Annotated in this window: 14 protein-coding genes; 11 read left to right on the forward strand and 3 right to left on the reverse strand. The window is 70.2% G+C overall.

The window, feature by feature from the left end; genetic code table 11:
* Positions 1–103: 103 nt before the first annotated feature.
* The 3 genes from AB0C96_RS01010 (at position 104) to AB0C96_RS01020 (ending at position 4,476) form a co-directional block, all read left to right on the forward strand.
* Entirely contained in the window at positions 104–2,332 is a 2,229-nt protein-coding gene (locus tag AB0C96_RS01010) for an MMPL family transporter (protein ID WP_362912289.1), read from the forward strand.
* 274 nt (positions 2,333–2,606) lie between these two features.
* On the forward strand, positions 2,607–3,338 hold the full coding sequence (locus AB0C96_RS01015) for an AfsR/SARP family transcriptional regulator (protein ID WP_362912291.1): 732 nt from the start codon (positions 2,607–2,609) through the stop codon (positions 3,336–3,338).
* Between the two features lie 148 nt (positions 3,339–3,486).
* Positions 3,487–4,476 carry a LysR family transcriptional regulator gene (locus AB0C96_RS01020; RefSeq protein ID WP_362912293.1) on the forward strand — a complete coding sequence of 330 codons (990 nt, stop codon included), beginning with the start codon at positions 3,487–3,489 and terminating at the stop codon, positions 4,474–4,476.
* Between the two features lie 20 nt (positions 4,477–4,496).
* Here the strand turns inward: AB0C96_RS01020 and AB0C96_RS01025 are convergent, their stop codons facing one another.
* Genes AB0C96_RS01025 through AB0C96_RS01035 form a run of 3 tightly spaced genes read right to left on the reverse strand, consistent with a single transcriptional unit; the run spans position 4,497 to position 5,900 of the window.
* Positions 4,497–4,766 carry a DUF397 domain-containing protein gene (locus tag AB0C96_RS01025; protein ID WP_362912295.1) on the reverse strand — a complete coding sequence of 90 codons (270 nt, stop codon included), beginning with the start codon at positions 4,764–4,766 and terminating at the stop codon, positions 4,497–4,499.
* Positions 4,767–4,798: 32 nt separating this feature from the next.
* A complete protein-coding gene (locus tag AB0C96_RS01030) occupies positions 4,799–4,936 on the reverse strand; it encodes a DUF397 domain-containing protein (protein ID WP_362912446.1) in 138 nt (45 codons plus the stop codon).
* Complete coding sequence (locus AB0C96_RS01035) at positions 4,893–5,900, reverse strand: helix-turn-helix transcriptional regulator (protein ID WP_362912297.1); 1,008 nt, start codon at positions 5,898–5,900, stop codon at positions 4,893–4,895. The genes AB0C96_RS01030 and AB0C96_RS01035 overlap by 44 nt, the downstream gene beginning before the upstream one ends.
* Positions 5,901–6,079: 179 nt before the next feature.
* On the opposite strand from AB0C96_RS01035, the gene AB0C96_RS01040 reads away from it, so the two are divergent.
* From AB0C96_RS01040 to AB0C96_RS01075, 8 genes are all read left to right on the forward strand, one after another.
* The gene (locus tag AB0C96_RS01040) at positions 6,080–6,346 is read left to right on the forward strand and encodes a hypothetical protein (RefSeq protein WP_362912299.1); all 267 of its coding nucleotides are present in this window, start codon (positions 6,080–6,082) and stop codon (positions 6,344–6,346) included.
* Positions 6,346–6,726 (forward strand): hypothetical protein, encoded by a 381-nt coding sequence (locus AB0C96_RS01045; protein ID WP_362912301.1) that lies wholly within the window; start codon positions 6,346–6,348, stop codon positions 6,724–6,726. The genes AB0C96_RS01040 and AB0C96_RS01045 overlap by 1 nt, the downstream gene beginning before the upstream one ends.
* A 45-nt stretch (positions 6,727–6,771) precedes the next feature.
* Complete coding sequence (locus AB0C96_RS01050) at positions 6,772–7,527, forward strand: DUF4232 domain-containing protein (protein ID WP_362912303.1); 756 nt, start codon at positions 6,772–6,774, stop codon at positions 7,525–7,527.
* Positions 7,528–7,686: 159 nt separating this feature from the next.
* A complete protein-coding gene (locus AB0C96_RS01055) occupies positions 7,687–7,947 on the forward strand; it encodes an acyl carrier protein (protein ID WP_362912305.1) in 261 nt (86 codons plus the stop codon).
* A gap of 57 nt (positions 7,948–8,004) precedes the next feature.
* Positions 8,005–9,237: a beta-ketoacyl-[acyl-carrier-protein] synthase family protein gene (locus AB0C96_RS01060; RefSeq protein WP_362912307.1), complete on the forward strand. Its 1,233-nt coding sequence runs from the start codon at positions 8,005–8,007 to the stop codon at positions 9,235–9,237.
* Positions 9,237–10,346, forward strand: coding sequence for a beta-ketoacyl synthase N-terminal-like domain-containing protein (locus tag AB0C96_RS01065; RefSeq protein WP_362912309.1), 1,110 nt, complete (start codon positions 9,237–9,239; stop codon positions 10,344–10,346). Before AB0C96_RS01060 ends, AB0C96_RS01065 begins: the two co-directional genes overlap by 1 nt.
* 2 nt (positions 10,347–10,348) lie before the next feature.
* Entirely contained in the window at positions 10,349–11,095 is a 747-nt protein-coding gene (gene fabG, locus AB0C96_RS01070) for a 3-oxoacyl-ACP reductase FabG (protein WP_362912447.1), read from the forward strand.
* 67 nt (positions 11,096–11,162) lie between these two features.
* On the forward strand, positions 11,163–11,870 hold the full coding sequence (locus AB0C96_RS01075) for a 2-hydroxychromene-2-carboxylate isomerase (RefSeq protein WP_362912311.1): 708 nt from the start codon (positions 11,163–11,165) through the stop codon (positions 11,868–11,870).
* The last annotated feature ends 115 nt before the right edge of the window (positions 11,871–11,985 follow it).

The following is an 11,985-nucleotide window of genomic DNA, read 5'->3' on the forward strand; positions in this document are numbered from 1 at the left end:
CAGCGGGTTTGTTCTCGGAGAGCGATTGACGCGTCATCATTCACCTGTAATGTGTGGCTGACAGGTAAAAGCCAGGGTCGACGTGAGTAAGGGGATGGAGTCAGTGAAGAAGCAGTCGGTCACCGTGAGGGTGGCGAGCTGGAGCGCGGCTCACCCCTGGCGTGCCATCGTCGGGTGGTTCCTCTTCGTCGTGCTGTGCCTCGCCGCGTCCGCCGTCGCGGGCACGCACAGCGCCACGACCGAGGACTACCGGGTCGGCAAGGCCGGACAGGCCGAGGCGATGGCCGCCGAGGGTGGCCTTCAGCGCCGGCCGGTCGAGCAGATCGTCATCGACTCGGCCTCGGGCACGCTGGACGTCTCCGCGGCCCGGGCGGCCGCCGCCGACGTCACCGCGCGGATGCAGAAGCTGCCGGAGGTGGACAGGGTCGAGAAGCCCGTTCTCTCCAAGAACGGCAAGGTCCTCATGGTCCAGGTGGTCATGAAGGGCGAGGAGCTCGCCGCGCGCAAGCACGTCGACCCGCTGGTCGCACAGACCGCGGCGGCGCAGAAGAGCCACCCCGACGTACGGGTCCAGGAGACCGGCGGCCCCTCGATGAGCAAGGGCCTCGACGCGCAGCGCGGTGACGACCTCGCGTTCTCCGAGATGCTCACCCTGCCGGTCACCGTCATCACCCTGATGATCGCCTTCGGCTCGGTGATCGCGGCCGGCGTCCCGGTCCTGCTGGCGCTCTCCTCGATCGCCGCCGCGATGGGCCTGTCCGCCCTGGCCTCGCACGTCCTGCCGGACGCGGGCGTCGGCAACAACATCATCCTGCTGATCGGTATGGCCGTCGGCGTCGACTACTCGCTCTTCTACCTCAAGCGGGACCGCGAGGAGCGGGCCCGTGCGGGAGGCAAGCTCGGCTCACAGGCCATCGTGGAGCTCGCGGCGGCGACCGCCGGTCGGGCCATCGTGGTCTCCGGCCTCGCGGTGATCGTCTCGACCGCGACCCTCTACCTCGCCACCGACGTCATCTTCTCCTCGCTGGCCACCGGCACCATCATCGTCGTGCTGGTCGCCATGGCCAGCTCGCTGACCGTGCTGCCCGCCCTGCTGGCCAAGCTCGGTGCCCGCGCCGAGCGCCGCAGCGCCCGCCGCGCGGCCGAGGGCAAGCGGAACCGGGACCACGCCGGGACCAGCAAGGTGTGGAACGCCATGCTGCGCCCCGCGACCCAGCGCCCGGCGATCACCCTGCTGATCTCGGTGCTCATCATGCTGGGCCTGGCGTCGCCCGCGCTCGGCCTGAAGCTGAGCGTGCTGGGCAAGGACACCTTCTCCCGCAAGATCCCCGCGGTGCAGACCTACGACCGGCTGACCGCCGCCTTCCCCGAGATGCTGGTCCAGCACCAGGTCGTGGTGCGCGCCGACGCGGACCGCTCGCCGCAGGTGGTGAAGGCGCTGGAGGACCTCCGGCGGCGCGCCCAGGCGGACCCGATGTTCGCCAAGGACGCCACGTACTTCAAGCTGAGCACCTCCGGTGACCGCCGGGTCAGCAGCCTGATGCTCTCGGTGCCGTCCAAGCCCAGCTCGTCCCAGGCGCTGGACTCGCTCGCCCACATCCGCGACGACTTCCTTCCCGCCACGGTCGGCAAGGTGCCCGGCGCCGAGGCGTACGTCACCGGTGACATCGCCCGCGACTCCGACTACCTCGACCACCAGAACTCCAAGCTCCCGCTCGTCGTCGGCTTCCTGCTGCTGGTGACGTTCCTGGTGACGGTGGTGACCTTCCGCTCCGTGGTCATCGGCCTGATCGGCATCATGCTCAACCTGCTCTCGGCGGCCGCCGCGTTCGGTCTGCTGGTCGTGGTCTTCCAGGGCGAGTGGGCGCAGAGCATCCTCGACTTCCACTCCACCGGCGCGATCGGGTCCCGGGTGCCGCTGTTCCTGTTCGTCATCCTCTTCGGACTGTCGATGGACTACCAGGTCTTCGTGGTCAGCCGGATCAGGGAGGCGGCGCTGCGCGGTCTGGACACCCGCAAGGCCGTGCTGGACGGAATCGGCAGCTCGGCGGGCGTGGTGACCAGCGCCGCGATCGTCATGGTCACCGTCTTCGCCAGCTTCGTCTTCCTCAACCTGGTCGAGATGAAGCAGATGGGCTTCGTCCTCGCCGTGGCGGTCCTGCTGGACGCCTTCATCGTGCGCATCATGATCCTGCCCTCGGCCATGACCCTGCTGGGCAACGCGAGCTGGTGGCCGTCCCGCGGTATGCGCCGCGCGCAGTCGCAGCCGACCGGCCTGTCCGGTTCCGCCGCGCCCGACCTCCGTCCGGTGCAGGAAACCGGGCGCTTCTGAACCACGGCTGCCGACCCCGGCAGCTCTGCGAAAGGCCTTCCACCCCCGGGAAGGCCAGGTGCTGGGCCGTTCCCCCGAGCGGCCCAGCACCTTTTTCGGCGCGACTATGTCGGTGGGCTATACCGGCACAGGTATGGGAGAACCGACGGGATGGTATTTCCCAGGGATGTTTCGGGCGGGTCAGGATGTGGACCTGACGAAGACGGGGGTAAGAACGGTGGAAATCCACATACTTGGTTCACTTGCACTGACTCAGGGAACGCAGCGGTGGGGCGTGGCGTCGAAGCGGGTGAGCTCGGTGCTCGCCCTGCTCGCCCTGACCCCGGGGCAGCCGGTCCCGTTCGACCAGCTCGTCGACGAGCTGTGGTCCGACGGACGGATCGCCAATGCGAAGAACGCCCTCCAGGCGAACGTCACCCGGTTGCGGAAACTCCTGGCGTCCATCACGGGACGGCAGGGCGGCGATGTCGTCCGTACGGTCGGCGGCGGCTATCTCCTGGACGTCCCCACCGAGTCGGTCGACGCCCAGCGCTTCCTGACCCTGGCCGATCGTGGCGCCGCTCTGGTCGGCCAGGATGCCCGGCTGGCCGCCGAGGTGCTGGAGCAGGCGCTGGGCATGTGGCGGGGGCCGGCCCTGCTGGACGTCTGCGAAGGCTTCCGCTGCCGGACCGAGGCCGCGCAGCTGGACGAGCGCCGGCTCACCGCCTACGAGGACCTGATCACCGCGAAGTTGGCGGTCGGCGTGGAGCGGGTGTCCGTCCCGGAGCTGCGTCACCTCGCCGCCGAGCATCCCGGACGGGAACGCCTCAGCGAACTGCTGATGCTGGCGCTCTACCGCGACGGCAGACAGACCGAGGCGCTGGAGGTCTTCCACGGAGCACGCCGGCGCCTCGCGGACGACCTGGGGCTGGAGCCCGGACGCTCGTTGCACGAGATCTATGAGGCGATCCTCAAGCAGGACGACATCCTCGGTCGCCCCCGCCGGTCCCTCGCGCTCACCGGCTGACCCTGCGGCGGGAATTGAGCGTGGACGCGCCTTGAGGCCACGGATTAAGATGCGACGCACGGGGCGTAGAGGGCAGTCTGGCGTGCGCCCCGATGTGTGACACACCCTCAAGGGCGTGTCCAGGGGGAGCCAGGGGGGCCGGCCTGCAATGCACGTCGAGTTACGGCACGCCCGACTCGTGGCAGCAATCGCGACCGCACGGAGTATATCCAAGGCAGCTGCACAGCTCAACCTTCCGCAGCCTGCCCTTTCTGCCCAACTACGGCGTATCGAGAGGGAATTAGGCGGAGACATCTTCGTCCGGTCGCACGCCGGAGTGGTGCCGACGCCGCTCGGCGAGCGGCTGATTCCGATGCTCGTCGACCTCGCCCGGCGCGGGGACGCCTTCCTCGCCGAGGTGGCCGCACAGAGCACCAACACCGTTCGCATCGGCAACGTGGAGTGGACACCACCCACCCTGCGGGACGCGATCGCCGCCTCGCTGCCGGCCGCCGACGTGCAGACCGAGACGGTGGACCCGGTCGACGCCATGGACGCGGTCAGCGAGGGCCTGCTCACCCTGGCGCTGGTGCCCAACGTGAAGGCCCGCCCGGCCGCGGAGGCCGGAAAGGTGCCGCTCAGTACGGCCGTGGTGGTCCGGGAGCCGGTGTGGCTCGCGCTGCCGCCGGGCCACCACCTGTCCGGCCAGGAGCCGGTGGCCGCCGCACAGGTGCACTCCCTCGACTGGGTGCGCTACGCGCGCGGCCACTGGTTCCACGACGTCGAGGAGGCGGCGTTCGCGGATCTCGTCGACGGCCGGCCCGCGTCGGTGCACCGGGTGCGCGGCCACCACGAGGCGATGAGCTGGGTCCGGGACGCCGGGGTGGCCGCGCTGACCACCCCGACCGGCGCCACGAAGGACATCCGCCTGGTGCCCATCGCCGACGCCCACACCTGTGAGTTGGTGCTGGTGTGGCGCAGCGAGTCGATCGGCCGGCCGACGCTGTGGAAACTGGTCGAGAGCGTGCGCCGCTACTACTGCGAGTACGCGCGCACCATCCCGCGCTACTGGTCCTGGATGACCGGCCATCCCGAGGAGTTCCGCGAGGTGGCGAAGTTCCTGTCGGGGCCGTCGCGGCTGCTGCCGAGCAGGGCCTGAGGCGACGCTGGTCTGCGCGTTTAGGCGCGCAGGTCGTCGTCCTTGACGGCAGTGACGAAGGCGGACCAGGTGGTGGCGGGGAAGGCGAGGGTGGGGCCGTGGGGGTTCTTGCTGTCACGGACGGGGACGATGTCGGGGATACCGGGGGCTACTTCGATGCAGTCGCCGCCGTCGCGGTCGCTGTAGCTGCTCTTCTTCCAGTTGAGCGCTACCTCGATGCAGTTGCCGCCGTTTGCGCCGCTGTAGCTGCTCTTGATCCATATCGCAGAGCTGAACTCGTGGCTGCTCATGGTGCCCATCCACACCCTTCATGCCTCGCTGATTAGGTGGGGAAGTCCCCGTTCTTGATCGCGCTGAGGAAGGAGGACCAGGTGGCGGTGGGGAAGGCGAGGGTGGGGCCGTGGGGGTTCTTGCTGTCACGGACGGGGACGATGTCGGGGATACCGGGGGCTACTTCGATGCAGTCTCCGCCGTTGTCGCCGCTGTAGCTGGTCTTCTTCCAGTTGAGCGCTACCTCGATGCAGTTGCCGCCATTCGCTTCGCTGTAGCTGCTCTTGGCCCATATCGCGGAGCTGAACTCGTGGCTGACCATCATGCCCGTAACCTTCCATCACCTCGGCGATCAGAGCGGCAGATTCCGGAGCTGACAGGGTGTCCGCCCTGAGCACATCATAGGTCTGACTGTGACGCTCGTAGGCGGCTGGATCGTCGTTGAAATGGCCACGGTCCAGGGACTCCGAGTAGACCCATTCGTGCCCGTCAGGAAGCTTGATCAACGACATGGAAGTCGCCGGGCGTTCGAGCTGCGGGTTGTCAGCTGGGGCCACTTGGATGCGGATGTTGGGGCGTTGGCCCACGACCAGTAAGTACGCACACTGGTCGCGCATGACAGCCGCGCTTCCCACCACGTTACGTAGGCAGCTCTCATCCAGAATGACGAGGTACAGCGGGCCGCCGTCAGTGAGGAAGCGTTGCTGCCGGCTCAGCCGCGCACTGACGCGTTCCTCGACTTCCATCGGGCTCGTGTCGCGACGCGAGAACAGCGCTGTGACGTAGTCCTCTGTCTGCAACAAGCCCGGCATGACACGGATCTGGTACTCACGCAGGGTAACGAGCTCCGCGTCCATATTCGCCCGGCGCTCGAACCAGTCCGGATGCTGCACCTCCGGATACCAGTCGATCCGCAGCCACAGCCGTAGTAACACCCCGTCCGTACCGAGCAGTTCGTCACACGCCTTGGCGAAGGTGTCCTGCGGTACGCGGGTGCCCGCCTCCACCCGCGCCACGTGCGAGCGGTCGCACGGGACCTTGCGGGCCAAGGCTTCCTGGGTGAGGCCTGCCGCCTCCCGGTGATGCTTCAGCACTTCGCCGAACACGGCGGCCGTGGTGGCTGCCGTTCCGCCCATGGCGTTGCGTCGGTTCACGGCGCCCCCTTCGTGACAGTTGGCAAATGTCACGCGCTCAGCGTTGTGACCGGTCCTCTCGCTGAGCAACGATGAACACACCCAGAGTAAGCGGCTCTTCGGCCGATTACGGCCTGTTTTGGCATGGCAAGACCCCCGCGACGTTGGCAGGCGTCCGGGGGCGTGGCCATCAACCCAGAGTGGAGATCGACAACGTGCACCACGCTGTCCGGCTCTTCGAGCCGCTGCTACGCCTGTTACTGCCCGCGACGGGACGGCATCGGATCGCCGACGAGCCGATGGTGGCGGCACCACCACCCCGCTGGGTGCCCCCGCGCCACTCGGAGCCTCTGCGGGGCGAGGACTCCGCCCTCGTGCGCCCGTACCTGGTCGTGTACGAGAGGCAGGAACGGGAGCAGGAGCGGGAGCGGCTGCGGCGGATGCGCGATGTGGAGGTGGTTGCGTGATGAGCGGTGAGCGGAAGGCCACCCCTGCGCCCGGGTCCGGGCTGCGGCTGTTGCCGTGGGAGAGCGACAGTGGGAAGCCCTGCTACCTGTCCGCGGACGGGAGTTGGAGCAGGATGTCCCGGATCGCCGACGAGATCGAGGCGGAGCAGCTGTGCGACGGCGCCGATGTGGTCGAGGGTGCCCAGGCCGTGCTGGACGACGGTAGGGCCGGGGAGCACGCGCTGCGGCTCGCGTTGCGGGCGGCGACGCAGGCCCTGGTGGCCGTGTTGCGCGTGGCGCACAGTCGGGGAGCGCGGCTGCCCGATCCGGACGGCGAGGGTGTTAGCCGGACGTTAGTGGAGCGGCAGCCGCCCGCTAGTGGCCCCGACCAGAGTGGGTGACGTACCGAGGAAAGCACGACACCGACTGCCACGGGGGATCCCGAAATGCGCTCCAGCACCACTGCCCGCACCGCTCGTCGCCGCACCCTGCGCGTTGCCGTCGCGGCCCTGACCGCGGTCGCCGGCCTCACCCTGACCGCCTGCTCCGGCTCGGACGCCACCGGCACGAAGGCCGCGGGCCAGTCGGACACGGGCTCGGCCGCCCCCGGGTCCAGCGGCGCGGGCTCCTCCGCCGGAGCGCAGGGCTCCGACGGCCAGGCGGACTCCGGTGCCAAGGCTGACACCAAGGCCGACGCCAAGGCGGGCGCTGCGGGCAAGCAGTCGGGCAAGCAGTCGGGCGGCGGGCAGGCCGCCGGCGCCGGCAAGGCGGGCTCGGGCGTCGAGCGCTGCCACACCTCCGGCCTGAAGGCGGCGTTCGCCATGGGTGGCGATGCGGCCCCGGACCCGAACGCGGGCGGCTCGACGACCACCAGCGTCGTGCTGACCAACAAGGGCAGCCGTGCCTGTGTGATCGGCGGCTTCCCGGGCGTGGACCTCAAGTCCGTGAACGGCGGTGAGCGCTGGTCGCTGGTCCGCTCGTCGGCGAAGCACGGCTCGATCACCCTGGGGCCCGGGGACAGCACCGACTTCACGATCAACGTCGCCCTGACCAAGGAGGACAAGGGCTTCTACCAGCCCGCCTACGCGGACATCACCCCGCCCAACGAGACCAAGGCGATCACCATCGAGTGGCCCTGGGGCACGCTCGTCGACCAGCGCAGCGCCACCCACCCGGCCACCTTCGTCAACCCCATCGGCTGACCACCTCGGCGCTGCTGTGGACATGAGCCACGAACTCGAAGGGGGCCGGACAATCGTCCGGCCCCCTTCGAGTTGAGGCCGGTAGGGGCTGAAGTCGGCGGCGTCCTACGTCAGTTCGCGGTCAGCCAGCTGTCAGGCCGTTGCTCCAGCATCGTGCGCATGACTACAGCAGCCACCAGCGCCGAACGGCGTGTCCAGATCAAGGACATCATCTGCGACATCCTGGAGATCGAGCCCACCGACATGACCGACACCAGTCGGTTCAAGGAGGACCACGAGGCCGACTCCATGGGAGCCATCGAGATCCTCTCCTCCCTTGAGCGCGCGTTCGGGATCGACCTCGACCAGAGCGTGCTGGCCCGGATGGTCAACCTCGACGCCGTGGTCGCGGTCGTCGACGAGGCCGTGGCCGCCAAGTAGCCGGCGCTGCCCGCCTCGGGGCCGCCCGGGGCCGGGCGTCAGGGACTGGAGTACAGGGTGTACGACAACGATCAGCGGCCGCGGCAGGTGGTGATCACCGGACTCGGCCTGGTCACCAGCATCGGCCTCGGCGTCGGGGAGTTCCTGGCCGGTCTGCGGGCCGGTCGCAGTGGGGCCAAGCCCATCACGGCGTTCGACACCACCGGTTTCGCGCACTCCTACGGGTGCGAGGTGACCGACTTCGACCCGGCGGAGTGGATCCACACCATCGAGCCGGACGAACTGGGCCGGGCCACGCAGTTCTCCGTGGCGGCGGCCAACATGGCGGTCGCCGACGCCGGGATCGACCTCGCCGAGCTGCGCGGCCGACGGGCGATGGTCTCGGTCGGCACCACGGACGCGGAGTCCCGCGACCTGGACGTGCTGGCCGGTGAGCAGCTCGACCGGGGCCCGGAGCAGCTGTCCCGGCAGGTCGTACGCCGGGCGCACGCCAGCCGGCTGTCCTCCAGCATCGTCCGCGAACTCGGGCTGGTCGACGTCGAGGCGCTGACCATCCCGACCGCCTGCGCGGCCGGCAACTACGCGATCGGCAGCGGGTACGACGCGATCCGGGCCGGCGACGTCGACGTGGCGCTGTGCGGCGGGGCGGACGCGGTGTGCCGCAAGACCTTCGCCGGCTTCTACCGGCTGGGCACCATCGCACCGGAGGTGTGCCAGCCCTTCGACCGGGACCGCAAGGGCATCCTCACGGGTGAGGGCGCGGGCATCCTGATGATGGAGAGCCTGGAGTCCGCGCGAGCGCGCGGGGCGCGGATCTACGCCGAGGTGCTGGGTTACGGGCTGAACTGCGACGCCCACCATCCCGTCGCCCCGGACCAGGACAGCCTCGCGCGGTGCATGGCGCTGGCGCACCGCAACGCCGGGATCGCCGCGGGGGACGTCGACTTCATCTCCGCGCACGGCACCGGTACCAAGGCGAACGACGTGACCGAGGCCGGGGCCATCCGGCAGGTCTTCGACGCGCCGCCGCCGACCGTCTCGATCAAGTCGATGGTCGGGCACAGCATGGGCGCGGCCAGCGCCCTGGGTTCGGCCGCCTGTGCGCTGGCCATCGCCGAGGGCTTCATCCCGCCGACGATCAACCACCGGGAGACCGACCCGGACTGCGGTGTCGACTGTGTGCCCAACCAGGCGCGGCCGGCCGAGCTCTCGGTGGTGCAGAACAACGCGCTCGCCTTCGCGGGCAACAACGCCGTGCTCATCCTGGGACGGCACCGGGAGGCTGCCTGATGTCCGCACTGGTCTTCTCCACCTGGTCGGCGGTGACCCCGTTCGGAGTGGGGAGCGATCCCTTCCGCGCGGGGATACGAGCCGGGCGCAGCGCCGTCGCCGAGCTGGACCGGGAGGCCCACCCCGGTCCGTTCGCGCGGGGTGCGCTGGTGCCGGGGTTCAGCGCCGCCGAGTACGTCGGCCGGAAGGGCACCCGCACCATGGACCGGGTCACCGCCATCGCGGTGACCGCGGTCGGCCGGCTGCTGACCGAGGGCGGGCCGGAACTGACCGCCCGGCCCGAGGAGATCGGGCTGGTCCTGGGCACCGGTTCGGGCAGCGTGCAGAGCATCATGGACTTCACCCGGGACTCGCTGGTGGGGGAGCGCCCGTACCACGTGGACCCGGCCCGCTTCCCGAACACGGTGATGAACCGGGCCGCCGGGCAGAGCGCGATCTGGCACGGCATCAAGGGCCCGAACACCACCATCGCCGGCGGCCGGCTGACCGGTCTGACCGCGCTGAGCTACGCCGCCCGGCTGCACCGCGGCGGGCACTGTGCGCGGGTGCTGTGCGGGGCGGCGGAGGAGTACTCCGTGCAACGGGCCTGGCTGGAGTGGCACGGCCGGGACGGTGACGATCAGGCGTCGCCGCTCGGTGAGGGCGGCGCGGTCTTCCTGTTGGAGACCGCAAAGGACGCGCGGGCCGCCGGCCGGCCGATCGGGGCCCGGCTGCTGACCACGCGGTTCCGGGCCTTCGACGAACCGGGCGGGGCTCGGGCGGCGTTGGCCGAGTGCGTTCGCGACGCGCTGAAGCAGGCCGGCGCGGCCGCCGAGGACGTCCGACTGGTGGCTCCGGTGGAGACCGGCGGGGTGCTCGCCGGTGTCGAGGAGGCCGCGGTCGGTGACGCGCTGGGCGCGGCCCGGCCCCGGTGGCTGGGCAGCCGGGCGCTGCTGGGCGACGCCTCGGCGGCGGCCGGGAGCCTGCAACTCGCCGCGGTGCTCACGGTGTTCGAGGACGTCGCCGAGGACGCGGCGGCCGCACCCGCCCTGGCGCTGGTCACGGCGGTCGACCGGGACGGGACGGCCGGCTGTGCGCTGCTCGCCGCCCCCACGAACGAGGAGAAGTGAGCGTGCAGACAACCGCCCGTAGGGTCGCGCTGGTGACCGGGGGCTCCCGGGGCATCGGGCGGCATGTGGTCACCCAGCTCGCGCGGGACGGCTTCGACGTCGCGTTCTGCTACCGGTCCGACGAGGACGCCGCGCGGACCGTGGCGGAGGAGGCCGAGAAGGAGGGCGCGGCGGTGTTCACCGACCGCACCGACGTCGCCGACCCGGGCGCGGTGCGGGAGTTCGTCCTGGCCGCCGAGAAGGCGCTCGGCCCGCTGCACGCGGTGGTGTCCTGCGCCGGCATCGTGCGCGACAACCCGCTGGTGATGCTGCCCGAGGCCGACTGGGACGCGGTGCTGCGCACCAACCTGGACGGCACGTACCACCTGTGCAAGGCCGCGGTGTTCTCGATGATGAAGCGCCGGGCCGGGACCGTCGTCACGATGTCCTCGGTCGCGGGGGTGTACGGCAACGCGACGCAGACCAACTACTCGGCGTCCAAGGCCGGGATCATCGGCTTCACCAAGGCGCTGGCCAAGGAGTCCGGCCGCTACGGCGTGCGGGTCAACGCCGTCGCGCCGGGCTTCATCGACACCGACATGCTCTCCGGGCTCGCCGAGGAGCACACCCGGAAGATGACCGAGCGGATACCGCTCGGCCGCTTCGGTCGCCCCCAGGAAGTGGCCGACCTGGTGTCGTTCCTGGTCTCCGACCGGGCCGCGTACATCACCGGACAGGTCTTCGGCGTCGACGGCGGTCTGGTCGTCTGAGCGCCCCGCGGGGCGGGTCCTGGCGGGCCCGCCCCTTCGTGTACCCAGAATCGGATGGGGGAGCTGCATGCCCAAGAACAAGACGCCGCGGTGCTACTTCTCGCTGCGCAGCCCGTACTCCTGGCTCGCCTACCATGATCTGACGACGCATCATCCGGACGTGGTGGAGCGGTTGGAGTGGCTGCCGTTCTTCGAGCCGGACGAGGTCAGCGCGCGGATGCTCCAGGAGCGCGGCGGCACCTTCCCGTACTCGGAGATGTCCCGGGCGAAGAACATGTACGTGCTCCAGGACATCGGGCGGATCACCAAGTCCCGCGGGATCACGGTGAATTGGCCGGTGGACAAGGACCCGGTATGGGAGGTGCCGCACCTGGGCTACCTGGTGGCGGACCGGGCGGGCCGGGGGCACGACTACATCGCCGCGGTCTACCGGGCCAGGTTCGGCGAGGGCCGCAACATCTGCGATCCGGAGACGATCGCCGACGTCGGCCGCGAACTGGGCCTCGATCCTGAGGCGGTCTCCCGCGCCAAGGAGGACCCCGAGCTGCGTGCCCGGGGCGTGGACGTGCTGATGGACGTCTGCAAGGACGGGGTCTTCGGGGTGCCGTTCTTCGTGCAGGGCTTCAACCGGTACTGGGGACTGGACCGCCTGGACGCCTTCGTGACGCACCTGCGCGGCACGGCGCCGACGGCCCAGGCGCTGCCCGCCGCCACCGCCGGCGCGGTCGGCATCGGCCGCGGGACCGACGACGGTCACGCCGGGGGCTGCGGCTGACCCGGCCCGGTGCCGAGGACCGTCAGTTCTCGGTCAGTGCGCTGTCAGCGCACTTTCAGCGCACTTGGACACCATCGGACACGACGCTGCCCCTTGCCGCCCTGGACAGCCAGCG

It is taken from the genome of Streptomyces sp. NPDC048506 (assembly GCF_040651315.1).
In the GTDB taxonomy this organism is placed as follows: Bacteria; Actinomycetota; Actinomycetes; order Streptomycetales; family Streptomycetaceae; genus Streptomyces.